The sequence below is a fragment of the Pseudarthrobacter sp. C4D7 genome (assembly GCF_013359725.1).
Lineage (GTDB): Bacteria > Actinomycetota > Actinomycetes > Actinomycetales > Micrococcaceae > Arthrobacter.
The window spans coordinates 67,373-92,673 of record NZ_JABFMW010000015.1 but is presented as its reverse complement, the minus strand read 5'-3'; the positions used below and the strand labels follow the sequence as shown (position 1 = coordinate 92,673).

20 protein-coding genes are annotated in these 25,301 nt (G+C 66.1%); 4 read left to right on the top strand and 16 right to left on the bottom strand.

What is annotated here, in order from left to right:
- Positions 1 to 265 precede the first annotated feature (265 nt).
- From HNO81_RS12235 to HNO81_RS12225, 3 genes are read right to left on the bottom strand one after another with little or no spacing between them, the layout of a single operon-like run.
- Positions 266 to 3,940, bottom strand: coding sequence for a 1,4-alpha-glucan branching enzyme (locus tag HNO81_RS12235; protein ID WP_175318395.1), 3,675 nt, complete (start codon positions 3,938 to 3,940; stop codon positions 266 to 268).
- 1 nt (position 3,941) lies between these two features.
- The gene (gene treS, locus HNO81_RS12230; RefSeq protein WP_175318394.1) at positions 3,942 to 5,735 is read right to left on the bottom strand and encodes a maltose alpha-D-glucosyltransferase; all 1,794 of its coding nucleotides are present in this window, start codon (positions 5,733 to 5,735) and stop codon (positions 3,942 to 3,944) included.
- Entirely contained in the window at positions 5,732 to 7,774 is a 2,043-nt protein-coding gene (locus HNO81_RS12225; RefSeq protein ID WP_175318400.1) for an alpha-1,4-glucan--maltose-1-phosphate maltosyltransferase, read from the bottom strand. Before HNO81_RS12225 ends, treS begins: the two co-directional genes overlap by 4 nt.
- A gap of 191 nt (positions 7,775 to 7,965) precedes the next feature.
- On the opposite strand from HNO81_RS12225, the gene glgP reads away from it, so the two are divergent.
- Complete coding sequence (glgP, locus tag HNO81_RS12220; RefSeq protein ID WP_371818247.1) at positions 7,966 to 10,584, top strand: alpha-glucan family phosphorylase; 2,619 nt, start codon at positions 7,966 to 7,968, stop codon at positions 10,582 to 10,584.
- Positions 10,585 to 10,622: 38 nt separating this feature from the next.
- Here the strand turns inward: glgP and HNO81_RS12215 are convergent, their stop codons facing one another.
- The 8 genes from HNO81_RS12215 to HNO81_RS12180 all read right to left on the bottom strand — a co-directional run bounded on the left by HNO81_RS12215 (position 10,623) and on the right by HNO81_RS12180 (position 18,157).
- Positions 10,623 to 10,979: a barstar family protein gene (locus HNO81_RS12215; protein WP_175318392.1), complete on the bottom strand. Its 357-nt coding sequence runs from the start codon at positions 10,977 to 10,979 to the stop codon at positions 10,623 to 10,625.
- Between the two features lie 7 nt (positions 10,980 to 10,986).
- Positions 10,987 to 11,475, bottom strand: a complete 489-nt coding sequence (locus tag HNO81_RS12210) for a ribonuclease domain-containing protein (protein ID WP_175318391.1) — start codon at positions 11,473 to 11,475, stop codon at positions 10,987 to 10,989.
- A gap of 48 nt (positions 11,476 to 11,523) precedes the next feature.
- Entirely contained in the window at positions 11,524 to 13,623 is a 2,100-nt protein-coding gene (glgX, locus tag HNO81_RS12205; RefSeq protein ID WP_175318390.1) for a glycogen debranching protein GlgX, read from the bottom strand.
- A 90-nt stretch (positions 13,624 to 13,713) separates the two neighbouring features.
- Positions 13,714 to 14,703 (bottom strand): 23S rRNA (guanosine(2251)-2'-O)-methyltransferase RlmB, encoded by a 990-nt coding sequence (gene rlmB, locus HNO81_RS12200; RefSeq protein WP_175318389.1) that lies wholly within the window; start codon positions 14,701 to 14,703, stop codon positions 13,714 to 13,716.
- A gap of 80 nt (positions 14,704 to 14,783) precedes the next feature.
- Entirely contained in the window at positions 14,784 to 16,250 is a 1,467-nt protein-coding gene (gene cysS, locus HNO81_RS12195) for a cysteine--tRNA ligase (RefSeq protein WP_175318388.1), read from the bottom strand.
- 2 nt (positions 16,251 to 16,252) lie between these two features.
- Entirely contained in the window at positions 16,253 to 16,789 is a 537-nt protein-coding gene (ispF, locus tag HNO81_RS12190) for a 2-C-methyl-D-erythritol 2,4-cyclodiphosphate synthase (protein WP_175318387.1), read from the bottom strand.
- A complete protein-coding gene (ispD, locus tag HNO81_RS12185; RefSeq protein WP_175318386.1) occupies positions 16,786 to 17,568 on the bottom strand; it encodes a 2-C-methyl-D-erythritol 4-phosphate cytidylyltransferase in 783 nt (260 codons plus the stop codon). The genes ispF and ispD overlap by 4 nt, the downstream gene beginning before the upstream one ends.
- Before the next feature lie 106 nt (positions 17,569 to 17,674).
- Positions 17,675 to 18,157, bottom strand: a complete 483-nt coding sequence (locus HNO81_RS12180) for a CarD family transcriptional regulator (protein ID WP_011690592.1) — start codon at positions 18,155 to 18,157, stop codon at positions 17,675 to 17,677.
- A gap of 271 nt (positions 18,158 to 18,428) precedes the next feature.
- On the opposite strand from HNO81_RS12180, the gene HNO81_RS12175 reads away from it, so the two are divergent.
- On the top strand, positions 18,429 to 19,016 hold the full coding sequence (locus HNO81_RS12175; RefSeq protein ID WP_175318399.1) for a hypothetical protein: 588 nt from the start codon (positions 18,429 to 18,431) through the stop codon (positions 19,014 to 19,016).
- Between the two features lie 77 nt (positions 19,017 to 19,093).
- Here the strand turns inward: HNO81_RS12175 and HNO81_RS12170 are convergent, their stop codons facing one another.
- Both HNO81_RS12170 and HNO81_RS12165 read right to left on the bottom strand, forming a co-directional pair.
- On the bottom strand, positions 19,094 to 19,774 hold the full coding sequence (locus HNO81_RS12170; protein WP_175318385.1) for a response regulator transcription factor: 681 nt from the start codon (positions 19,772 to 19,774) through the stop codon (positions 19,094 to 19,096).
- The gene (locus tag HNO81_RS12165) at positions 19,771 to 21,018 is read right to left on the bottom strand and encodes a cell wall metabolism sensor histidine kinase WalK (protein ID WP_175318398.1); all 1,248 of its coding nucleotides are present in this window, start codon (positions 21,016 to 21,018) and stop codon (positions 19,771 to 19,773) included. Before HNO81_RS12165 ends, HNO81_RS12170 begins: the two co-directional genes overlap by 4 nt.
- A 206-nt stretch (positions 21,019 to 21,224) precedes the next feature.
- Here HNO81_RS12165 and phoU point away from each other — a divergent pair, with 206 nt between their 5' ends.
- Positions 21,225 to 21,887, top strand: coding sequence for a phosphate signaling complex protein PhoU (gene phoU / locus HNO81_RS12160; protein WP_175318384.1), 663 nt, complete (start codon positions 21,225 to 21,227; stop codon positions 21,885 to 21,887).
- Positions 21,888 to 21,956: 69 nt separating this feature from the next.
- Here phoU and HNO81_RS12155 read toward each other — a convergent pair whose 3' ends face one another.
- Positions 21,957 to 22,703, bottom strand: a complete 747-nt coding sequence (locus tag HNO81_RS12155) for a phosphoglyceromutase (protein ID WP_175318383.1) — start codon at positions 22,701 to 22,703, stop codon at positions 21,957 to 21,959.
- A gap of 136 nt (positions 22,704 to 22,839) precedes the next feature.
- Here HNO81_RS12155 and HNO81_RS12150 point away from each other — a divergent pair, with 136 nt between their 5' ends.
- Positions 22,840 to 23,664 (top strand): class I SAM-dependent methyltransferase, encoded by an 825-nt coding sequence (locus tag HNO81_RS12150; RefSeq protein ID WP_371818243.1) that lies wholly within the window; start codon positions 22,840 to 22,842, stop codon positions 23,662 to 23,664.
- A gap of 16 nt (positions 23,665 to 23,680) precedes the next feature.
- On the opposite strand, the gene HNO81_RS12145 is transcribed toward HNO81_RS12150, so the two are convergent.
- Complete coding sequence (locus tag HNO81_RS12145) at positions 23,681 to 24,034, bottom strand: DUF2516 family protein (RefSeq protein WP_175318381.1); 354 nt, start codon at positions 24,032 to 24,034, stop codon at positions 23,681 to 23,683.
- A 9-nt stretch (positions 24,035 to 24,043) separates the two neighbouring features.
- Positions 24,044 to 25,234: a PLP-dependent aspartate aminotransferase family protein gene (locus HNO81_RS12140; protein ID WP_175318380.1), complete on the bottom strand. Its 1,191-nt coding sequence runs from the start codon at positions 25,232 to 25,234 to the stop codon at positions 24,044 to 24,046.
- Positions 25,235 to 25,301 lie beyond the last annotated feature (67 nt).

Sequence of the window (25,301 nt, the reverse complement as noted above, 5' to 3'; positions counted from 1 at the left end):
CACCACCCAAACCAACGTTCAGGATCGCTCCGGAGCAACTTTTCAAACTTACCCGCTGACTTCCTGCGTGTCAAATCGGCATCCGCGATCATCCTCAGCTTATGCCTGGGGGATCGGTTTTCCGTCTGACTCCGTGGAGCAGCGCGGAAATAAACTGTACCACCACTCTTGCGGGATCGCCAGTCGGCCTCCAAGTGGTGCCCTCCAAGCGTTAGAAAGGCCCGGAATCGCGCGGATTCCGGGCCTTTCGCAGTTATCCGTTCAGTCAGCTGGCCGTAGCTGCTCCCGGCTTGAAGTAGGACGCACCGAGCGGCGGCAGCGTGACGGTCAGTGTTGCCGGCTGGCCGTCCTGCCCCTCGTCCACCGCCGTCAGCTCCCCGTCGTTCAGCACACCGGAGCCGCCGTAGGTGGTGTGGTCGGTGTTCAGCACCTCGGTCCAGGTACCGGCACTGGGAACCCCCAGGGTGTAGCCGACATGCGGTGCCCCGGAGAAGTTGATGGCGCAGACAATCGGATTGCCGTCTTTATCCCACCTGATGAAGGACAGGACGTTACGGTCCGCGTCTCCCCCGTTGATCCACTGGAAGCCGGCCGGAACATTGTCCTGGGTGTAGAGCGCGGGGGTGGACGCGTAGATCTCGTTGAGATCCTTGGTGAGCAGTTGCAGTCCCCGGTGGGCGGGGATATCCGCGAGCCACCAGTCCAGGCCGTGCTGCTCCGACCATTCGGCTTCCTGGCCAAACTCGGTTCCCATGAAGATGAGCTGCTTGCCGGGATGCGCCCACTGGTAGGCGAAGAAGGCACGGAGGTTTGCCAGTTGCTGCCAGCGGTCGCCGGGCATCTTGCGGAGCATCGAGCCCTTGCCGTGGACAACCTCATCGTGGCTGATGGGCAGGAGGAAATTCTCGGTGAACGCGTACACCAGCGAGAACGTGACCGTGCCGTGGTGCCATCTGCGGTTGTAGGGGTCCTCGGAGATGTACTTGAGTGAATCGTGCATCCAGCCCATGTTCCATTTCAGGCCGAATCCCAGGCCGCCGTGGCTGGTGGGGGCGGTGACGCCGGGGAACGCTGTCGATTCCTCTGCGATCATGACCGCACCGGGGTGGGTCTTGTAGACCGTGGCGTTGACTTCCTGCAGGAAGGAGATGGCTTCCAGGTTTTCCCTGCCGCCGAACCGGTTGGGCCGCCACTGGCCTTCCTGGCGTGAGTAGTCGAGGTAGAGCATGGAGGCCACCGCGTCCACGCGCAGGCCATCGATGTGGAATTCCTCCAGCCAGTAGAGGGCGTTGGCCACCAGGAAGTTCCGGACCTCGGTGCGGCCGAAGTCGAAAATCAGCGTGCCCCAGTCCGGGTGTTCGCCAAGGGCGGGATCGGCGTGCTCGTAGAGGGGCTCGCCGTCGAATTGGGCCAGGGCCCAGGCATCCTTCGGGAAGTGCGCGGGCACCCAGTCCAGCAGGACGCCGATTCCCGCCTGGTGGAGTGCGTCCACCAGGTAGCGGAACTCGTCAGGGTGTCCGAAGCGGGAGGTGGGTGCGAAGTAGGACGTGACCTGGTAACCCCAGGAACCGCCGAAGGGATGCTCCGCTACGGGCATGAACTCCACGTGCGTGAATCCAAGCCACTTGACGTACTCCACCAGTTCCTTGGCGAGTTCCCGGTAGCCCAGGCCAAGGCGCCAGGAGCCAAGGTGTACTTCGTAGACGCTCATTGCCAAGTTGTGGGGGTCGCGCTTGGCGCGCGCTTCCATCCACTCGGCGTCCTTGAAAGCGTAGGAGGGTTCCACCACCCTGGAGGCGGTCAACGGCGGGACCTCGGTGCCGAACGCCAGGGGATCGGCCTTTTCAACCCAGTAGCCGCCCCGGGTCAGGATTTCGTATTTGTAGCATGCGCCCGCAGTGACTCCGGGGATGAAAACCTCCCAGACACCGGAGGAACCCAGCGAGCGCATGGAGTGCTCCCGCCCGTCCCAGCCGTTGAAGTCGCCCTTGACCCGGACGGCCTGGGCGTTGGGTGCCCAAACGGCGAAGGAAACGCCGTCAACGTCGCCGAGCGCGGACTTGTAGTGCTGGACGTGCGCGCCCAGGACCTGCCACAGCTTTTCGTGCCGGCCTTCCCCGATGAGGTGGAGGTCCACCTCACCGACGGTGGGCAGGTAGCGGTACGGCTCGTCCACGGTCACCGGGTCCTTACCCGGGTAGGACACCGTCAGCCGGTAGTCGGGGACGTGCCCCTGCTCCAGCGGGTCCAGCACGGCAACCCACACGCCGTGGGCTTCGTGTTCCATGGGAACTTCGCCGGCCCGGGTGACGACCGAGACTGCCTCGGCGAGGTGCTTTACGGTCCGGATGGTGACATGCCCGTAATCGTCCAGGTGCGCGCCCAGGACGGAGTGGGGGGCGTGGTGTTCACCGTTCGCGATCCTGCCCAGGGTGCCCTCATCTACGTGCAGGGGCACCCCCGGGCGGTCAGTTCGTGCTGAGCCTGTCATTTCGTTACCTTCCGATGCTGCACCGGCAGAGTCGCCGGCACCTTTGCTGCCAAGGAGCCGCCTGGAAGCGTTTACTGGAATCGCCACCCAGTCGGGCCTGTTTCGCATTTCATAAACAACTTCGTACAGCGCCTTGTCCAGCCACAATGCCACAAACAGCGGCGACGTTCGGTCAACTGTTCCGGGAATGACCCCGGCATACCCTGCCAGGAAAGCGTCGGCGCAGTCGTCCACCCAACTGTCCGGCACCTGGGCGCCTTCCTGCTCGCGCTGGGCTGCTCCGGCGGCGTAGTCGAACGAGCGCAGCATGCCGACGACGTCGCGCAGGGGCGTGTCCGGAACGTTCCGTTCCTTGATGGGCCGCAGGGGTTCGCCCTCGAAGTCGAGGATGGCCCAGCGCGACCCGGTATGGCCGGACACCTGGAGGATCTGGCCCAGGTGGAGGTCGCCGTGGATCCGCTGCAGGGGACCTGCAAGGGCCTTGTCCAGGTCCCCCAGCAAGGCGTCCAGTGCGTCGTCGTACGGCCCGACGGCGGCACGGGCCTCAGCCCAGGCGGTCCGGACACGCTGTGCGACAGCAGGCCCTGCCCCCTTGCCGGGTCCAGGCCCGGCTGATTGCCCCAGGGCCTCCGCCAAACGCTTGTGCACCGTAGCTGTAGCCGCGCCAAGCGCCTTGGCTTCTGCTGTGAAGTCCTTGCCCGAGCGGGCCGCGTCAACTGCCAGGCGCCAGGCATCGCGGCCGCCGGCAAGGAACTCATGGGCCACGGCAAGCTCGCCCTGGACAGGCCGGGAGCCCTGGCCGCCACCGTGCGACAGCCACTCCCCCCTGACCCAGCCGAGGGTGGCCGGGACTTCCGAGGTGCCTGCCTTGGTGAGGGCGGCTCCCACTTCGATTTCGGGGTTGGTTCCGTCCGAAAGGACGCGGAAGAACTTCACCATGGCGGCCGATTCGCCGTCGTCCACGATGACGGAACTGTTGGACTGCTCGCCGGAGAGCACCTTCACGACGCCCTTCGCCGTGGGCAGGCGGTAGGGGCCTTCCACGCGGAATCCCGCAGCGGAGCCGCTGTCGGCCTTCCCTTCCTGCCGGATGAGCTCGAGCCAGGCGCCCACGAAGTCGGGGTCGTGGACAGCGTCGTAAACCCAGGGTCGGGTAGAGTCCATGCCGGCGGCTTCGCCCACCAGGGCGCGCTCCATGCCTCCCGCCGGTGCCGGCCTGAAGCTCAGGGGCACCTGGACAACGGCGGTGCGCTGGCCGCCGTCGGGCCCCTGGGTGGTGACGTTGAGGACGTAAACGGCCAACGCCGCGTGTCCGCTGGGGTCCGACAGGCCCAGGCTGCCGGCCTGGGAGATGGCGAAGTCGGGGGTTTTGACCGGGAACCAACGCTGCTGCGGCAGCCATTCCTTGAGCAGCGCGGTGAGGGCGGGGGTGAGGATTGGCTGATTCATCTCAGTTCTCTATCGACAAGATGGGCATGGCCTGGGTGTAGGGCGACGAGGGGTTGGACGCCGCGGAGCGCATTCGAAGCCAGAAGAAATCGTGGCTTCCAATGGTCAGGGTGAGCGTGCCGTCGTCGCCGATGCCGGGGAAGATCTGTCCGCCGAACACATCGCGGAGTCCCCTGCCGGCATACTCGGGAACCCGCAGCGTGGCGGCTACCGGGTGCTGGGACAGGTTGAAGGCACACAGGATCGTCTCCCCGTCCGCGCCGGCCTGGTTGCTGTCCGGCAACTCGCGGAGGTAGGCAAGGACGGCGTCGTGGTCCGCTTCCACATGCTTGAAGCCGCCCAGCCCGAACGCCGGGTGGTTCTTGCGGACGCTAAGGATTTGCCGGGTCCAACGCAGCAGGGAACCGGAGTGTGCCGCCTCAGCTTCCACGTTGGCCATGGCGTAGTTGTACACCAGGGACTGGATGGGCGGCAGGTACAGCTTGCCGGGATCGGCGCTGGAGAAGCCGGCGTTGCGGTCCGGGTTCCACTGCATGGGGGTGCGGACGGCGTCACGGTCCTCGAGCCAGATGTTGTCCCCCATGCCGATCTCGTCGCCGTAGTAGAGGAACGGGCTTCCCGGAAGCGAGAGCAGGAGCGCGTTGATCAGTTCGATCTCGGCCCGTGAGTTATCCAGCAGGGGTGCCAGCCGGCGTCGGATGCCGATGTTGGCCCGCATGCGCGGATCCGGCGCGTACCAGCCCAGCATGGCCGCCCGCTCATCGGCGGTGACCATTTCCAGTGTCAGCTCGTCATGGTTGCGCAGGAACGTGCCCCATTGGGCGCCCTCGGGGATGTCCGGGGTGTCGCGCATGGTTTCGATGATGGGCGCTGCCTTCTGGTCCCGCAGCGCGTAGTACAGGCGGGGCATGATGGGAAAGTGGAACGCCATGTGGCACTCGGGTTCTTCAACGGTGCCGAAGTACTCCACCACTTCATTGGGCGGCTGGTTCGCTTCGGCGATGATCACGCGCCCGGGGTAGCTCTCATCCACCATTTCCCGGAGCCGGCGGAGGAAGTCGTGGGTGGCGGGCAGGTTTTCGCAGTTGGTGCCCTCCTCCTCGAAAAGGTACGGGATGGCGTCCGCCCGGAAACCGTCAATTCCCTGGTCCAGCCAAAACCGGACCACGTCGAAGAGCGCGTCGATCACCTTGGGGTTTTCGAAGTTCAGGTCCGGCTGGTGGCTGAAGAAGCGGTGCCAGAAGAACTGGCGGCGGATGGGATCGAACGTCCAGTTCGATTCCTCCGTGTCGACGAAGATGATGCGGGCGTCCTGGTACTTTTCGTCGGTATCGCTCCAGACATAGAAGTCCCCGAATGGGCCGTCGGGGTCCTTCCGGGACTCCTGGAACCAGGGGTGCTGGTCGGAGGTGTGGTTCAGCGGGAGGTCGATGATGACCCTCACCCCGCGGGCATGCGCCTCCGCCACAAGGCGTTTAAAGTCGCTGATGGTGCCGAATTCGTCCAGGACCGAGTTGTAGTCCGAGATGTCGTAGCCGCCGTCCCGCAGGGGCGACTGGAAGAACGGGGGCAGCCAGAGGCAGTCAACGCCCAGCCACTGCAGGTAGTCCAACCGGTCGATGAGTCCGGAGAAGTCCCCGGACCCATCGCCGTTGGCGTCCGCAAAGGCCCTGACAAGCACTTCATAGAACACTGCCTTGCGGTACCACAGGGGGTCATGCTGGAGGCCGGGCGCATTTAGCTCGAAAGTGCTCTTGGGAGTGAAGTGGCCGGAACCTTGCGGGTTAAAGCTCACTGATGCATTCTCCTCACGCTGAGGATGTGGGCGGGTTCCACGTGTGGATCAAGCCGCACGTAGTTGTACTCGCCCCACTCCCAGCTTTGGCCGGAGATGAGGTCGTCCACGTAGAAGCCGCCGCCCGGGGTCATGTCCTGCGGGTCCAGCTCAAGGGCCGCCATGTCCAGGGCCACGCTGCATTCCTTGGTGACGTGCGGGTCCACGTTGACCACCACGATGATGGTGTCCTTGGACCCGTCGGGGAGCGTCTTGTGCTTGGAGTAGACCACCGTGGAGTCGTCCGTGCTGTTGTGGACCGTCAGGTTCTGCAGGTCCAGCAGCGCGGGGTGGTCCCGGCGGATGTGGTTCAGCCGGGTGATGAAGGGGGCCAGGGAGCGCCCGGACTCGGCAGCGGCGTCCCAGTCACGGGCCTTGTATTCGAATTTCTCGTTGTCGATGTATTCCTCTGCGCCTGGCCGGGCCACGTGTTCGTACAGCTCATAGCCGGCGTAGACGCCCCAGAGCGGGCTTCCGGTGGAGGCCAGGACCGCCCTGATCCGGAATGCTGCCGGGCCACCGTACTGCAGGTATTCCGTGAGGATGTCCGGGGTGTTGACGAAGAAATTGGGGCGGAAGAAGGCCGGCGATTCGTGGCTGACTTCCTCGAAGTAGGTCTCGATTTCCTTCTTGGTGTTGCGCCAGGTGAAGTACGTGTAGGACTGCTGGAACCCTGCCCTGCCCAGGGCATGCATCATGGCCGGCCGGGTGAAGGCTTCGGCCAGGAAGACAACGCCGGGTTCCGTTTTTTCCACTTCCGCAATGAGCCATTCCCAGAACCACACGGGTTTGGTGTGCGGATTGTCCACGCGGAAGATCTTGACGCCGTGGCTGACCCAGAGGAGAACAATCCGCAGGATTTCCTGCGAGAGGCCTTCCGGGTCATTATCGAAATTCAGCGGAAAAATATCCTGGTACTTTTTGGGCGGGTTTTCCGCGTAGGCAATACTGCCGTCCACCCTGGTGGTGAACCATTCGGGGTGGGACTGCACCCATGGGTGGTCCGGCGCCGCCTGGAGGGCCAGGTCCAGTGCTACTTCCAGGCCCAGTTCTTTGGCCCGCGCCACGAAAGCGTCGAAGTCCTCGAAGGACCCAAGATCGGGGTGGATGGCATCGTGGCCGCCTTCCTTGGCGCCAATGGCCCAGGGCGACCCGGGATCGTGGGGGCCGGCGACGAGCGTGTTGTTGGGGCCCTTGCGGAACTGCACGCCGATGGGGTGGATGGGGGGCATGTAGAGGACGTCGAAGCCCATGGCGGCCACGGCGTCCAGCCGCTTGGCTGCGGTGCGGAAGTTTCCTGACGTCCACGCGCCGGTGTTGTGATCCTTGACAGCTCCCTCGGACCGGGGGAAGAACTCGTACCAGGCGCCCCGCCCGGCCCGGTCCCGCTCCACCAGGAGGGGGTACTTCTCCGACACGGTGACCAGTTCACGGATGGGCTGGCGGCCCACGATGTCCGCGATTTCCTGGCTGAACCCGGCCCCGAGCCGCTCTTCCGTGCTGCGGGAGTGGTCGCCCAGGACCTCTGCAGCGTGGCGGAGGCCCTCCCGGTCAACCTCGTCCCGGAAGTCCTCTGCCGCTGCTTCGCCCAGCAGTTTGGCACCTTCGGCGAGCATGAGTTCGACGTCGACCCCGGCGTCGATCTTCACCTCGGCGTTGTGGTGCCAGGTGCCATAGCGGTCGTGCCAGGCTTCGATGACGAAGGACCAGTTCCCCGTCTCCGACGGCGTGAGCACGCCTTCCCAGCGGTCCGTGCCCATGCCCCGTTCCCCGCGCGGCGGGGCGAGCCGCACGCGCTGGCGCTCGGCGCCGGAGGGGTCAAGGAGGACGGCGCTGACGCCGAGCTGGTCATGTCCTTCACGGAAGGCGGTAGCGCCCACCACGATGGCCTCGCCGGGCAGGGCCTTGGCCGGGAATTTGCCGCCCTCGACGACGGGCTGCACGGCGGTAATGGGAAACCGCCCGAACCGCAGGTCCTCGGTGATGCTGCGCTGGGGCATTTTGGTTGATGCGGCACTGGTTCCTGAGTTAGTCGTCACAGGCTTGACGTTAGCGAGAAATGACCCGGATTGCTAAGCCTGCTCCCTAAAACCGCCGTGCCGTCACCGAAATTCTTCATGCTCCTGTCATTTACCCAAAAGAAACCGAAAGCTGGTTCCGGCCGCGCATGTTGTCGGTTAGTGTGACGCAGGTGAAGGCAATCCGCAGGTTTACGGTCCGTACAGTCCTCCCCGAACCCATTCGGCCTTTGGCCAGGCTGGCCAGTAATTTGCGGTGGTCCTGGCACCGCCCCACCCGGGAGCTTTTCGCAGGCTTGAACCCGCGGCTGTGGGAGGAAAGCGGCCAGGATCCCATCGGTTTCCTGGGCATGGTCAGCCGGGAGGAATTCCAGCAGCTCGCCGCGGACCAGTCGGTGGTGGACCGGGTGCGCGCCGCAGAGCAGGACCTTGACCGGTACCTCCGGGAACCGCGCTGGTACCAGGGCCTTGGCCCCGATGCGCCCGCCGCCATCGCCTACTTCTCGCCCGAGTTCGGCATCACCGAGGTCCTCCCCCAGTACTCGGGCGGCCTGGGAATCCTTGCCGGCGACCACCTGAAGGCCGCCTCGGACCTGGGCGTTCCCCTGATCGGTGTCGGCCTGCTGTACCAGGCGGGCTATTTCAAGCAGTCCCTGTCGCGTGACGCGTGGCAGCAGGAGACCTACCCCGTCCTGGATCCGGACGGGCTGCCGCTGACCCTGCTCCGGGAACCGTCCGCGGACGGCAACGGCAAGGCCTTGGAAATATCGCTTCCGCTGCCCAACGGGCGCCGGCTCCTGGCACACATCTGGCGGGCCGACGTCGGGCGTGTTCCCCTGCTCCTCCTGGACTCCAACGTCCCGGGCAATGACGATGCCGCCCGCAGCATCACCGACCGCCTGTACGGCGGCGGCGGGGACCACCGGCTGCAGCAGGAACTCCTGCTGGGCATGGGCGGGGTCAAGGCCCTGCGCGCCTTCCAGCGGCTCACGGGCTGCGCCGCGCCGGAGGTCTTCCACACCAACGAAGGCCACGCGGGGTTCCTGGGAATCGAGCGTATCCAGGAACTGATGTCCGGGGAACAGGCCCTGACGTTCGACGAAGCACTTGCCGCCGGGCGCGCCTCCACCGTGTTCACCACGCACACTCCGGTGCCGGCCGGCATCGACAGGTTCGAAATCAACCAGATCAGCCACTTCTTCCAGGCCGGCCTGGCGCCCGAGGTGCCGGTGGACAGGATCCTGGAGCTGGGCAGGGAAAACTATGCGGACGGAAACCCGGCCGTCTTCAACATGGCGGTCATGGGCCTGCGGCTGGCCCAGCGCGCCAACGGCGTGGCCAAGCTTCACGGCGAAGTGTCGCGCGGCATGTTCTCCGCCCTCTGGCCTGGCTTTGACCACTCAGAGGTGCCGATCACCTCGGTGACCAACGGTGTGCACGTGCCCACCTGGGTGGACAGCCGCATTTCCAAGCTTGCCCGCGACCAGTTCGGCAGCGAAGCCGAAGCGCTGGGTAAATGGGACCTGGCCTACAACGTCAGCGACGCCGATGTGTGGGCGCTGCGCCGCGAGATGCGTGCCGCCCTGGTGGAGGACGTCCGCCGCAGGCTTCGGGCAGCCTGGAAGAAGCGCGGCGCGGCGGACGCCGAACTGGGCTGGACAGACAACGTCCTGGACCCGGATATCCTCACCATCGGATTTGCCCGCCGCGTGCCCACCTACAAGCGGCTGACGCTGATGCTGCGCGAGCCGGCCCGGCTGAAGGCACTGCTCCTGCACAAGGAACACCCCATCCAGCTGGTGATCGCCGGCAAGTCCCACCCTGCCGATGACGCCGGCAAGAAGATGATCCAGGACCTGGTGCGTTTCTCGGATGATCCGGAGATCAGGCACCGCATCGCGTTCCTGCCCAACTACGACATCGCCATGGCCCGGACCCTGTTCCCTGGCTGCGACGTGTGGCTGAACAACCCGCTGCGTCCCCTGGAGGCCTGCGGGACCTCCGGCATGAAGGCGGCGCTGAACGGCTCGCTGAACCTGTCCGTCCTGGATGGCTGGTGGGATGAGATGTTCGACGGCGAGAACGGCTGGGCGATCCCCACGGCCAACAACGACGCTTCCCCCGAGGAACGCGACGACATCGAGGCCGCGGCGCTGTACGAGCTGCTGGAAACGCAGGTGGCACCCCGCTTCTACGGCAGCACGGTCTCCGAAGGCGCAGGCGCGGCCGGCCCCTCGACCATGCGCAGCGAGAAGGTGCCCACGCATTGGGTGTCCATGATCAAGCACACCCTCTCGCACCTCGGCCCGGCGGTGTCCGCTGAACGCATGCTCCGCGACTACGTGAACATGCTGTACCGTCCCGCCGCGGAAGCAGGCCGCAGCGCCACCGCCAACTCCTTCGCCCAGGCGCGTGCGCTTGCCTCCTGGTCCTCGAAGGTGCGCGGGGCATGGCCGCAGGTCCACGTGGAGCACGTGGACTCGGTGGGCGTCTCCGAGGATCCGCAGATCGGTGACACGCTGCAGGTCAACGCCTACGTGGCGCTGAACGCCCTCACTCCGGGGGATGTCTGCGTGGAGGTTGCCTACGGCCGGGCCAAGGAGAACGACACGCTGGCGGATATCACCATGATGGAGCTCCAGGTGAAGGAAGACCTGGGCAGCGGGCGGCACCTGTTCAGCGGCTCGCTGGTCATCGACCGGTCCGGGCCGTTTGGCTACACGGTCCGCGTCCTGCCCCGGCATGAAGCGCTGGCTTCCAAGGCCGAGCTCGGACTGATCGTCAACGCCTAGCCCGAGGGCCTGCCGGGCATGGCGCCCGGCAGGCCCGGCTAAAGCAGCACTGCGGTGACGCCCAGGTCCTTGCCCGCGTACCGTTCAGCGTCCTGCAGGATTTCGCACATGATCCCGAAGGACCTGTCCGCGCGGAACGGTGCCGCCACCAGCCACAGCACCGTGACAGGCGTGCTGCCGTTTGCGCTGATGCTGTCCGCAAAATCGTGGAGTGAGTCGTTGAGCGCATCCAGGTTCACGCCGTAGTGCTCCGGAAAATCGAGGACCTCGCCGAAGGTTTCCAGGACGGCGCGCTTACTGTCTGCCGGTGGGACCACCACGCTGCGGCGCCCGGCGTCGGCCACCTGCTCCTGGAGCTCTTCGAGGGTCCAGGTGTCGCCGGAAAAGATTCTCATGGGTGTGCTAGCTGCCTTCCGCTATGAATTTGAACGTTGCGTAGTGGTCACCGGTGTAATACTTCTCTCCGCCATCGCCCGCCACAATGCGCCGTGCGCCGCGGTCCGTTTCGCCTGGGGTGGGGACCGTGTACTCGCGGTAGTAGCCCCGGTCCCTGGCGGGCAGGAGCCGCTCGAAGTTCCCGAACACCTGGTCGTCCTGCCCGTACTGGAACGGCCCGCCGGCCCGTATCAGGGCCAGCACCCGCCGGCCCTCCGCCGGGAGGGCGGATTCGCGGATCTCCGGCAGGCTGGACGGGTTGGCTTCCCGGTGCGGCGCGGACGGCTTCGCGGCCGGGGACGACGGCGTTGCGCGCGCTGGGGACGTGCCGCTGGAAGCCGCTCCCGGCGTCGTGCTGTCCGTCTGTTGGCCCAGCAGTCCGGCACCACCAAACACCACCACGACCAGCACCACAAGGCCGGTGAGGAGCAGCGGGAGGATGGAGCGGTTACGCATGGGGTGCCTGCCTGAGGATGGGTGGACTGGTGGGCGGCGGCTCAGCGCCTACGTGCGGTAGATGCTGATGGAATTGGCCTCAGCGAGGTCAACGTCCCCGGCAGCCACCTCGATGCCCTGGCGCTCCTTGTGGCGGGGCGAGGTGGTCAGGCGCAGCTGGAACAGGCCCGGTGCGGGCTTTCCGGCATCAGGCAGGGTGACGTGGACGTCCCGGGCGCTGCCGTTGACCACCACCAGGCCTGCGAGCTCGCCGCCGTCGTCGCGGAGCAGGAGTTGCAGGACCCGGTGCTGCGGATCATTCCACAGCTCCGTGGACATGGGCTGGCCGTGCTGGTCGAACCAGTACAGGTAGGACTGTTCGTCCCTGACCGGGAAGTCGTGGGGCTGTGCGGCCAGGAACTCCTTGCGCAGCCGGATGTACCGCTTGGTGCTGCGCAGCATCTCGTGCGCCTCCGGTGTCAATGTCCAGTCCAGCCACGTCATGGCGTTGTCCTGGCAGTACGCGTTGTTGTTCCCGTGTTGGGTGCGTGCCAGCTCGTCCCCGGCGGTGATCATGGGGACGCCGAGCGAAACCATCAGCGACGCCATCAGGTTGCGCCGTGACTGCGCGCGCTGCGCCAGGATCCCGCTGTTTTCGGTGGGACCTTCCACACCGTGGTTGTAGCTCCGGTTGTCCCCGTGTCCGTCCCGGTTTTCTTCGCCGTTGGCCTCGTTGTGCTTGCGGTCGAAGGACACGAGGTCGTTCATGGTGAAGCCGTCATGGGCGGTGATGAAGTTGACCGAGGCCAGGCGCGAACGGCCGGAGGCCTGGAAGAGGCCGGCGGATCCGGACAGGGCGTCAGCGAGTTTGGCCATGGTCCCGCCATGACCGCCGGCATCGATGGCCGCCCGGTCTGCCAGCCAGAAGGTCCGGAGGGCGTCACGGAAGTGGTCGTTCCAGTCCACCCAGCCCCGGGGGAAACGGCCCGTCTGCCAGCCCCCGTACCCGATGTCCCAGGGTTCGGCGATCAGCTTGACGTCGGACAGGACGGGATCGGCAGCGACGGCGGTGAGGAAGGGGTGGTGCGGGTCGAAGTCGTTCGCGGCGTTGCGGCAGAGCGTGACCGCCAGGTCGAACCGGAAACCGTCGATGTGGAATTCGTCCACCCAGTACCGGAGGGAATCGGTCACCAGCTGGACCACGTGCGGGTCTCCGAAGTTCAGGGAGTTGCCGCAGCCCGTGGTGTCCAGGTACTTGCCGGGGCCGTCCACGCGGTAGTACGTGTCCTCCCCCAGGCCCCGGAAACTCAGGACAGGGCCGTCCGGCGGGCCTTCGGCCGTGTGGTTGTACACCACGTCCAGGATGACCTCCAGCCCGGCGGCGTGCAGGGCCCTGACCATGGCCTTGAACTCGTCCTGGACCGCCTGGGGGCCTGCTTCCTGGGCCGCGCGGGTGGCGTAGCCGGGGTGCAGGGCAAAGAACGCGGCGGTGTTGTACCCCCAGTAGTTGTTGAGTCCCAGATCCTGCAGGTGCGGCTCATCGAGGTGGAAGTGGACGGGCAGGAGCTGGACGGACGTGACGCCCAGTGCCGTGAGGTGCTCCACGACGGCAGGGTGGGCCAGGCCAGCATAGGTGCCCCGCAGGTCCTCCGGGACATCGGGGTGGAGCATGCTCTGGCCGCGGACATGCGCTTCGTAAACGATGGTGTTCCGCCAGGGAAGGCGCAGCCGTTCATCCGATTCCCAGTCAAACCCGGAGTCGGTGCGGACACTGGTGAGGAAGCCGTCGCGCTGGTCCACTCCCCTGCCGTAGGGGTCAAGAAGCAGGGGCGGACGGTTGGATCCGTCGCCGGCCGGAACCTCCGGGGGCAGGGACTGGGCTTCCGACGTGGGGCGGAAACCGTAGCGCGAACCGAAGGGCAGGTCCTCCACGATGCCATGGTGGACCCCCCTGGTGACGTTGGGCAGCGTCTGGACCTGCCATTGGCCGCCCGGCGCACAGTAGGCAACATCGAGGCTGTCTATTCCCGGGGCGAAGCACGCAACGTTGGCGCGGCCGCCGGCGTGGTGGCGGGTACCGCCCGAATCAGCGCGCGGGGCGCTGACGCCGAGGGGGACAGCCGAGGAGGCGTCCATGGCGGATGCGGTGTCGAAAAGCGGCATGACCATCACCTAAATAGTAGCGGTCAGCGGCACTTGACCAGCCCGTACGCCCCTGCGGCGCCGGGAAACCACCCGCAGATTACGGGCCGGTGGAGACTATCCCGCCGCGCGCTGGCGGGAGACCTCGTACAGCGAGATGCCCACGGCCATCGAAGCGTTCAGGGACTCCATGGCGGAGTCGATGGGGATGGAGACGATCTGGTCGCAGTTTTCCCGGACCAGGCGGCTCAGGCCCTTTCCTTCCGAGCCCACCACGATGCAGACCGGTTCCGTGGCCAGGGTGAGGTCGGGCAGCGAAACGTCGCCGTCGCCGTCGAGGCCCAGCACGTAGATGCCCATGTTCTTGAACTGTTTCAGGGCGTTGTTCAGGTTTGAGGCGCGGGCCACGGGAACGCGCACGGCCGCACCGGCGCTGGTCTTCCAGGCGGAGGCGGTCACGCCGACGGAGCGGCGCTCGGGCACAATGACGCCGTGGCCGCTGAAGGCTGAGACGGAGCGGATGATCGCGCCCAGGTTCCGGGGGTCCGTGATGCCGTCCAGGGCAACGAAAAGCGGGGCGTTGCTGACGTGCCCCTTCTTCCACTTGTCCACGGTTTCCTCGGCCAGTTCGTAGGCGTCCTGGTACTCGTAGGGCGGGATCTGCAGCACCAGGCCCTGGTGGACGGCGTCATCGGTCATCCGGTCCAGCTCAGGCTTGCCCGTTTCCAGCAGCGGGATGCCACGTTCGGCGGCGAGCTTCAGGGATTCCTTGACCCGGTCGTCCATTTCAATGCGGATGGCCACATGGAGGGCCTTCGCCGGGATGCCGGCGCGGAGCGCCTCCACGACGGAGTTGCGGCCCGTCACCACTTCTTCGGTGGCACGGCCCTTGGGACCGGACTTGGCGGCGCCTGCGCTCCGGGCACCGGTCCCGCGCTTGGCAGCGGACCGTTCAGAGAGCTGCTTGGCCTTGTGCGCCTTGTGGTACACACGGTCCTCGGCCTTGGGCGTGGGCCCCTTGCCTTCGAGGGCCTTGCGGCCATGGCCACCGGTTCCGACGGTTGGGCCCTTCTTTGCTTTAACCGATCGGCGACCATTGTTGGCCATGTTGTTCCACCCTTGATTGTGCTGACTGAATCTGCATACCAGTCTACTGACCCGAAAAAAAAACGGCGGCGGCGGGGTGTTCAGTCCCGCTTAAGGCTCCAGGTGGCCCCCTCGGGGCCGTCCTCCACCACGACTCCGGCCTGCTGGAGCATGTCCCGGATGGCGTCGGACCTGGCCCAGTCCTTGTCCGCGCGGGCAGTTGCCCGGGCGGACAGCTGGGCGTCCACCAGGACGCCCAGCGCCTCGGCCTCGCGCGTGCTGGCCGCGGCGGAGCCCGCCACGGCGTTCAGCCCCAGGACCTCGGTCATCACGACCACGGCATGCATCGCGTTCCGCGCTGCCTCGTCGTCACCCTCGGCCAGGGCGGTATTGCCCGCCCGCACGGTTTCGTGCAGCGCGGCCAGGGCACGGGGCACGTTGAGGTCGTCGTCCATTGCCGCCCCGAAATCCCGGACGCTTGCCTCTGAAGTGCCGTAATTGCCTGCCACGAACCCAAAGTCCGTGCCGAAGCGTGCCGAAGCCTTGCCCAGGAACCCGTCAATGCGTTCGACGGCGGCAGCGGCCTCCTGCAGCGACGTGGGGCGGTAGTCAAGGATGGACCGGTAGTGCGCCTGGCCCAGGTAATAGCGGACCACCCGGGGAGAGGCGAGTTCCAGCATTTCCGCCGGGCTGATGGTGTTGCCGATGGATTTCGACATCTTCTCGCCCTGGTACGTCACCATGCCGTTGTGCATCCAGAAATTGGCGAACGGGTGTCCTGCTGCCTGCGACTGCGCCATCTCGTTTTCGTGGTGCGGGAACCGCAGGTCCAGCCCGCCGCCGTGGATGTCGAACGCAGTGCCGAGGTATTTGGTGACCATGGCGGAGCACTCAAGGTGCCATCCGGGACGCCCGGCGCCCCACGGCGAGGACCAGCTGGCGGTAGCCGGCTCTCCCTCCTTGGAACCTTTCCACAACGCGAAGTCGCGGGCATCCTTCTTGCCGCGGGGATCGGCGTCGGGCGCTGCCTGCATGTCGTCAATGTTCTGCCGGGTGAGCGTGCCGTACTGGTCCCAGGAGCGGACATCAAAGTACACGTCGCCGGAATCGTCCAACGCGGGGTAGGCATGGCCGCGGTCGATCAGCTGCTGGATCAGGGCGTGCATCTCGGGAATGTGTCCGGTGGCCCTGGGTTCGTAGGTGGGACGGGACACGCCCAGTGTGTCGTAGGCCTTCAGGAATTCGCGCTCGTAACGGTACGCCAGCGCCCACCATTCCTCGCGGGCCACCTCCCCCGCCTCCGGGCGGAACCCGGGCGCAAAGGAAGCCTCAGACTTGGCCAGGATCTTGTCGTCAATGTCCGTCACGTTGCGGACAACAGTCACGCGCAGGCCCCGGTGCTGCAGCCACCGGGTGAGCTGGTCGAAGGCAATGGCTGAACGGATATGCCCCACGTGCGGCATTCCCTGGACCGTGGCTCCGCAGTAGTAGAGGCTGGCCGCACCCTCGACGAGGGGGACGAAGTCCCGGACTTCGGCGGAAGCAGTGTCGTAGAAGCGCAGTGTCACCGCTACAGACTAGCCGATGGTCCCGGGCCGCCGGCGGACCCGGCGGTCCGTGGATACACCAGGGCGGTGGCTACCGCGGAGATACCTTCGCCGCGGCCGGTGAAGCCCAGGCCATCACTGGTGGTTGCGGTGACCCCAACGTGGGCGCCTGCCGCCTCGCTCAGGACCTTTTGCGATTCTTCCCGGCGGGGCCCGAACTTGGGCCGGTTGGCCACGAACTGGACGGCGACGTTGCCGATCTCGTATCCGGCGGCCCTGACGATCCGCGCGGCTTCGGCGAGGAGCGTGGCACCTGACGCGCCCGCGAATTCGGGGCGGTCGGTTCCGAAGTGGGTGCCGAGGTCCCCGATCCCCGCAGCCGAAAACAGGGCGTCGGCGGCGGCGTGCGCCACGGCATCGCCGTCCGAATGCCCGGCCAGGCCGCGTTCGCCTGGCCAGAGCAGGCCGCCGAGCCACAGCGGGCGCGGAGAATCCTCGGGGGCATAGGCGTGCACATCGATTCCCACGCCCGTGCGCGGCAGGATCATATCCGGGCTCATCCTTCCACCCACCGTGCGCCAAGGGGGCCCTCGAGGAGCCCTTCGGCGAAAATGAGGTCCAGGGGCGTGGTGATCTTCAGGGACTGCGTTGACCCGCGGACCGCGTGGACGGGAGTGCCCAGCATTTCGACAAGCATGGCGTCGTCAGTGACGGCAGCGGCCTGCTCCGGGTCCAGTTCCTGCGCTGCCTGGTGCGCCCGCAGCAGGGTGGCTGCCCGGAAGCCCTGGGGAGTCTGCACCGCCCGCAGTTCCTCACGGCGGGCCGTACCTGTGACAACCTCGGGCGCAAGCGCGGTGTTATCCCCGGTTGTGGCCGCCACGGTCTTGATGGTGTCCACCACCGGGAGAACGGGAATGACCGCGTCAGCGCCGGCAGCGAGTGAATCGGAGACGCGGTGGAAAACGGATTCGGGTGTCAGGGCGCGGGCGGCGTCGTGGACCAGCACAGCCTCGGTGCCCTCCATCAGGGCGGCGATTCCTGCACGCACGGACCCGCTCCTGGTGGAGCCGCCGTCGACAACCGACAGAAGGGGGCCGCCGTCGCCCAGTTCATCCCGGAAGTCGTCGCACATCCGCCGCAGGCCGTCGTCACCGGCGGGCAGCGCCACGCACACCTGGCTGGCCACTCCTGACGCGACAATACCCCGCAGGGCATGCATCAGGATGGGTTCCCCGCCCAGCGGCACTGCCGCCTTGGGCATGCCGTAGCCCAGGCGTTGCCCCGACCCCGCGGCAACCACGATGACTGCTGTGACCAGGCGCGTGGGTGATTCACTCATGCGGACAAGCCTACGACGCCGCCACTGACCTTTGGTGCCCGGAACGTAGATTCAGCGGGCAAAAAAGAAGCCCCGGCGGCACATGGGTGCAGCCGGGGCTCAATTCTTAGGAAGCCAGGACCTCGTCGAGAACGCTTGCAGCTTTCTCCTCGTCGGTCTTTTCAGCCAGCGCCAGTTCTGAAATCAGAATCTGGCGGGCCTTGGCCAGCATTCGCTTCTCGCCTGCGGAAAGGCCCCGGTCGTGATCCCGGCGCCACAGGTCGCGAACAACCTCTGCCACCTTGATGACGTCACCGGAAGCAAGCTTCTCCAGGTTTGCCTTGTACCTGCGTGACCAGTTGGTGGGTTCCTCGGTGAACTCGGCACGGAGCACATCAAAAACGTGCTCCAGGCCTTCCTTGCCCACTACGTCCCGGACCCCAACAAGGTCAACGTTCTCTGCTGGAACTTCAATGGTCAGATCACCCTGAGCCACCTTGAGCTTGAGATACATCTTCTCTTCGCCCTTGATGGTGCGCATCTTGATTTCTTCAATCTTCGCAGCACCGTGGTGAGGGTAAACTACTGTCTCGCCGACCTCAAATACCATGTGGACATTTCCCCTTTCCCGCAGACCAGTTTATCACGATTCAGGCATATGACCGGCCGGAGGAAGGGCTCCCAACCGCGAAAATACGCGGCAAAACGACCCAATCAACCCCCTGCACCCCCTTGACGGATGTGCCGTTTAGTGCATCAGGTGAGCGCTCCCACGAAGGATGTGACACCGCCGAATCCTCGTTTGACCCTCTGAGCGGATAGGCTATGGCTGAAAAAGACTTCAAATTTCTCGAGGAGTACGTGACGTGCGTTCCACTGCGATGAACCGGGCCCAGCGCGGCAAACTGGCACTGACGGCTGCTGCCCTTGGCGCCAGCCTGCTGACCGCTGGCTGCGGTTACATCACGCCCCAGCAGACCAGCCATCAGTACTCCGCTTCAGACGGCATCCGGGCAGACCTCGGCCCCCTGCAACTGCGGAACATCCTTATTGTCTCTACAGGCGAGAACGAGCCCGGCCGCCTCATCGGCGCCGTCTACAACTCCTCCTCCAAGGACGTGAAGCTCACCGTCAACGGCGCTAAGGGTTCGCAGACCGAGGTTTCGGTGAAGGCCAACGGCTCCACCCTGCTGAACGACACGTCGGACGCAGCCATCCTGAGCACCACCGGCGGCAAGCCCGGATCCCTGGTTGACGTCAAGATCAGCGAGAACGGCACCAACGTCAGCAGCACGGTCAAGGTTCCCGTCCTTGACGCCACCCTGGAGGAGTACAAGAACTACGTACCCACCCCCAGCCCCTCGGTGACGCCCACGCCGTCGTCATCTTCCTCTTCCACCGCCGGTGCGGATGCGACAGCCGGCGCAACCGCCAGCGCCACCGCGTCGGCAACCGCCACCAGCCGCTAGGCGAACTGGACACAGCGCACAAAAAAGGGAGGAGCCCCGGGGCTCCTCCCTTTTTCGTGCGCTGTTTAGGCTGCGGGCTACGGCTCGAACTTGTATCCGAGGCCGCGGACGGTCACCAGGTAGCGGGGGGCAGAAGGATCCGGTTCGATCTTTCCGCGAAGGCGCTTCACATGGACGTCAAGGGTCTTGGTGTCGCCAACGTAGTCCGAACCCCATACCCGGTCGATCAACTGCCCGCGCGTGAGCACCCGGCCCGAGTTGCGCAGGAGCATCTCAAGCAGCTCGAACTCCTTGAGGGGCAGCAGGACCTGCTCCCCGCCCACACTCACCACGTGCCGTTCGATGTCCATCCGGACGGGCCCGGCCTGGACCGTTGCGGAGACCAGTTCCTCCGGTTCGCCCTGGCGCCGCAGGACCGCCCTTACCCGGGCCACCAGTTCACGGGATGAATACGGTTTGGTGACGTAGTCGTCAGCGCCGAGCTCCAGGCCCACCACTTTGTCGATCTCTGAATCCTTGGCGGTCAGCATGATCACCGGAACACTGGAGCGCTGGCGGAGTTGCCGGCACACCTCGGTACCGGAAAGCCCGGGCAGCTGCAGGTCCAGCAGCACCAGGTCGGCCCCGTTGCGGTCGAACTCCGTGATGGCATCCAGGCCGTTGTCCACCACCTCCACCTCGAACCCTTCCTTGCCCAGCAAATAGGACAAAGGATCGCTGAACGACTCCTCATCCTCGACAATCAAAATCCTGCTCAAGCGCTGGCTCCTCGTTCTGTTGCGCCCGCGGCGCGCGGTACTTGGGTAAGGCTGTGCTGTTCCGGCGCTCCCTGCACCGTCGAATGTCCCGGCACGCCGGACGCGGCGGGCTGGTCGTCGCCGTCCTGCCCTTCCATTTCGGGCAGCCGGAGGGTGAAGGTTGATCCCTGCCCGGGCTGGGACCAGAGCGTCACCTCGCCACCGTGGTTCGATGCCACGTGCTTGACGATGCTCAGGCCCAGGCCGGTGCCGCCCGTCTGGCGGGAGCGCGCGGCGTCCACCCGGTAGAAACGTTCGAAAACCCGCTCCTGGTCCTCGGGCGAGAGCCCGTCGCCCTGGTCGGTCACGGAAATGGAAACCAGCCCGTCCCGGGACCTGACGCCGATGCCGACGCGGGTATTGGCGGGCGAATAGCGGATGGCGTTGTCGATGAGGTTCCGCAGCGCGGTCACCAGGAGGTCCTGGTCCCCGAACACCTTGCCTTCGGTACGCCCGCCCACCACGATGCTGATGTTCTTGCTCTCCGCCGGCAGCTGGGAACGGTCAACGGCCTCGGCAATGACCGCGTTGATGTCCACGGGTCCGCCCTGCTGCGTGACGCTGGCGCCCTGCAGCCGGGACAGTTCAATGATGTCCTGGACCAAGGCCGCCAGGCGCGCGGACTCCTTGTGCATGCGCTTGGCGAAGCGGCGGACAGCTTCCTCGTCATCCGCGGAGGATTCCAGGGCCTCCGCCAGCAGGGAGATGGCGCCCACCGGGGTCTTCAGTTCGTGCGATACGTTCGCCACGAAGTCGTTGCGGATCTCTTCCGTCCGGGTGATCTCGGTCCGGTCATCGGCGAGGAGCAGGATGTATTCCTCACCCAGCATGGCCGCCCGGACCTGGACGATGATGGTGCCCTGTCCCAGCGGACCGCGCGGGAGCTCAAGCTGCTTTTCCAGGATGACGCCGTCCCTGCGGACTCCCGCGGTCATGTCCAGGAGTTCCTTGTGCACCACGGTGTGCCCGCGGACCAGGCCGTAAGCGTAGGCCGCCGGACTGGCGCGGACCACGCCGTCGACGTCGTCCAGCACCACGAAGGCGCGGCCGACGACGGCGAGCACCTCCGCTGCGCCCGCCGGCAGGGAGATCTCCCCGGCGTCCACATCCAGCAGTTCACGCTGCTTCTCGCTGACCCGGTAGGCAAGCACGCCAAACGTGCCAAGCGCCAGGCCGATAAGGCCGGCAACCAGACCAATGAGCATAGGATCCACAGCTCCACTTTATGCTCTTGCCTGGCGGCTCCAGCTGCCTCCGGGCACTTACAGCGAACGGTTCAACTAACGTTCACCTCTGTGGGCATAATCGTTTACCGGGCGATGGCAAAGTTAGTGGACAGAGCGCCCAATGGCGACACGATTCCTGCTGCCCTGGAGCGGCCGGCGGGAGTTCCAAGGAAAGGACGCCCTCAGTGCGTAAGGTTTTTCAGGAAGAACTCACCCAGGTTGGTGACCAGCTGGTGGAGATCTCCCGTCTGGTCAGCGAAGCGATGGACAAGGCCACTACCTCATTCCAGGTAGCGGACGTGGACCTCGCCCAGGACGTCATTGCTGCGGATGCGCGCATCGACTTCCTGCAGAACAGCCTTGATGAGCGGGCCATCGACATCCTGGCGCTGCAGGGCCCTGTGGCCAGTGACCTGCGCATGATCGTCGGATCCCTGCGGATGAGCGCGTCGCTGGAACGGATGGGTGACCTGGCGCGCCACATCGCGCAGCTGGCCCGCCTCCGGTACCCCTCCACCGTGATTCCGGCCTCCATGACGGAGACCTTTCACCGGATGGCCGAACTGGACCAGGAGATCGCCGACAAACTGACGGTCCTGCTCGAGAGCCGCGACCTTGAGGTGGCCAGGGACATCCTCAAAGCCAACACCGCCATCAACGACCTGCACCTGAGCGTCTTTAAGGCCATCGCTGCTCCCGAATGGACCGAGTCCCCTGCCACCACGGTGGATGTGGCCCTCGCCAGCCGCTACTTCGAGCGCTTCGCGGATCACGGCGTTTCCGTCGCGCAGAAGGTGACCTACCTGGTCACCGGCGCGTGGCAGCCGAACGCCACCGAACACAGCTAGACACCGCTGATAACGACGGCGGGCTGGTCACCCTGAGGTGACCAGCCCGCCGTCGTATGCGTTGGTGCCTTATTTCTTGCCCTGGTTGGCTACTGCCAGGATGGCCTGCTCGGCCGCCTCGGGATCGAGGTAGGTGCCGCCGGCCTTGATCGGCTGGAAATCCCCGTCAAGGTCGTACACCAGCGGGATTCCCGTGGGGATGTTCAGGCCGGCGATTGCCTCGTCGCTGATGCCGTCCAGGTGCTTGACCAGGGCACGGAGTGAGTTGCCGTGCGCGGTGACCAGGACGGTCTTGCCGGCCTTGAGGTCTTCCTTAATGTCCGATTCCCAGTAAGGCAGGAGGCGCACCAGGACGTCCTTCAGGCACTCGGTGCGCGGCAGGGCGTCGCCCAGGTCTGCATAGCGGGGATCGTGGGCCTGGCTGAATTCGCTGTCGTCATCCAGGGGCGGCGGCGGGGTGTCGTAGGAGCGGCGCCATTCCATGAACTGCGCTTCGCCGTATTCGGCCAGCGTCTGGGCCTTGTCCTTGCCCTGGAGCGCCCCGTAGTGGCGTTCGTTCAGGCGCCAGTCGCGCTTGACCGGAATCCAGCCGCGGTCCGCCTTGTCCAGGGCGATGTTGGCGGTGTTGATGGCCCGCTTCAGCAAGGAGGTGTAGAGAACATCCGGCAGGACGTTGTTTTCCACCAGCAGCTCGCCGCCACGCGCTGCTTCCGCGCGGCCCTGGTCATTCAGGTCAACGTCCACCCAGCCGGTGAACAGGTTCTTGGCGTTCCATTCGCTGTGGCCGTGGCGCAGCAGAATCAGCTTGTAAGTCATGATTTTCATCCTAGCCGAGCGATGTTGCCGACCGCCCAGCGTTACACGGCATCCCGCCGGCAGCCCGGGGAGCTGCCGGCGGCCGGGCCGGCGGCCGGAGGGATAGGGTGGGGCCGTGGTTCAAAAGGCTGAACGGGTGAACGCCCCGCAACTTTCCGGGAAGACGTCCCCCGCCAGGCAGGGGCGTCCGGTGGGCAACGTGACCCGCGGCACCACCAACCCCAACCGGATGCGCCGGGTGGACCGGTGGCTGGCAGGACCGCAGGCATGGCGGCTCCGGTCCGCGGCTGACCCGCTGGTGGTTGACCTGGGCTATGGCGCTACGCCGGCCACCGCCGTCGAACTTCACGAACGCCTCGCCGCCGTCCGGCCGGACGTGCGGGTCTGCGGGGTGGAGATTGAGCCGGGGCGCGTGCGGGCGGCACTTCCGCTGCAGCGGCCCGGGCTGACCTTCCACGTCGGCGGCTTCGAACTGCCGGTTCCCGGCCACCCCGTCCTGGTCCGCGCCTTCAATGTGCTGCGGCAGTATGACGAAGCCGATGTGCCGGGCATCTGGCGCCTGGTCCAGGACCGGTTGTCCCCGGACGGGCTGTTTGTGGATGGCACGTGCGACGAAATTGGACGGCGGGTCACGTGGGTGGCGCTGGACCGGAACGGCCCGCTGTCCCTCAGTGTGTCAGTCCGGTTCGGTAGTTTCGAACTGCCGTCGGAGGTGGCCGAACGGTTGCCGAAGGCCCTCATCCACCGTAACGTCCCGGGCGAACCGGTTCACGCCTTTATGCAGGCAATGGACAGGGCCTGGCTTGAAAGCGCCCCGCTGGCGTCCTTCGGCAACAGGCAGCGCTGGGTGGGGATGTGCCGAAGCCTGCGCAGTGCGGGGTGGCCCGTCCAGGACGGTCCCGCCCGATGGCGGCTCGGTGAGCTCACCGTGGACTGGGCGGCCGTGGCCCCACTGGCCTAGGCGCTGCAGTCGGGGGCTACCAGGGGCCGTAAGGGCCCATGTTGCGGCTTCCGCCGCGGCCTGCGTCCTTGACGGCGGGACGTACGTCGGCCAGGTACACCGAGGCCGCCACCACCGCAGCCAGGCCAAACAGGCCCAAGGTGCTGAAAAGGCCTCCGCCGGCCCCGAACAGCGAGATCACGCCGACCAGGGCGGAGCCGCCGGTCAGGGCGAGCCAGAAGGTCTTGGTCCGCTTGCCCGTGGCTTCGAAGGCATTGGGCCGGTGCCGGGCACAGTCCACGAACGCCCACAGCTCAAGGCCCAGGGCCACCAGGCCAAGGATGAAGAAAACTGCCTGCTCTACGTAACTGATGATTAGTCGACCGTCCACAAGCCCAGCCTAGCCGTCCAGCGTGTCCAGCGCCTGCTTCAGATCGCTCCAGAGGTCCTCGACGCTTTCCACCCCGACACTCAGCCGTACCAGGTTCTCCGGCACGCTGACGGGTTCGGCAGTGTGCCGGCGCCGGCGCTCGATCAACGACTCGACGCCTCCCAGTGATGTGGCGGGCAGCCAGAGATCGAGCGCCTGCACCAGTTTGTCCGCCGCATCGGCACCGCTGAGGCCGCCCGCGGGGGCCACCTGGACGCAGATGATGGAACCAAACCCCTTCATCTGGGCCTTGGCCCGGGCGTGGCCCGGGTCCGAGGCGATCCCCGGGAACCGGATGGATTCAATGGCGGGGTGCGCGGCGAGGCGTTCCGCCAGGACCATGGCTGATTCCTGGGACCGCTCCACCCGCAGCGCGAGGGTCCGCAGGCCGCGCAGGGCCAGCCAGGCCTCGAACGGACCGGCGATGGCGCCGTGGATGATGCGGTGGTGCAGCAAAGTGGCGCGGAGGTCCGGGTTGGAGGTGACCAGGGCGCCAAGGACGACGTCGGAGTGCCCGGCCAGGTACTTGGTCACCGAGTGGAGGACGACGTCGGAGCCAAGCAGCAGGGGTTGCTGCACCAATGGCGTGGAGAAGGTGTTGTCCGTGACCACGAGTGCACCGGCCGCGTGCGCAGCCTCCGCAACAGCGGCCATGTCAGCGATTCCCAGCATGGGGTTGGTGGGGCTCTCCAGCCACAGCATTGCGGCTGCCTTCCCGTCCGTGCCCTTGGACGCGAGGGCGTCCTTGACCGCTTCGGTATCGGCAATGTCCACGGTCCGGAGTTCGATGAAGCCCTTCTGGGCAAGTTCCGCAGCCATGACCAGGGAGCCGGAGTAGCTGTGGCTGGGCATCACCAGCACACCGCCGGCAGGGATCAGGGAGAGGGCTGAACTGACCGCGGCCAAGCCCGACGCGTAGAGCAGGCCGGGCAGCGACGATCCTTCGAGTTGGCCCAGGGCTTCCTCGAACGGATCCCAGGTGGGGTTGGAGTAGCGGCCGTAGCCCCGGTCGCCGTCGCCCAGGGGACCGGTCCCGAAATAGGTGGAGGAAAGGGTGATGGGTGGGTTGACCGGCTGGTCCCTTTCCCGCGGCGGACGTCCTGCCGCCACCACCACGGTCTCGGGAGAAAGGGACGCGGCCTGGTGCTCGGAAAGACTCATGGTCAAAAGCGTACTGGCGCCACAATTGGGCCGGAAAGTCATGTCGCTGTGTGGACGCCGGGCTGTC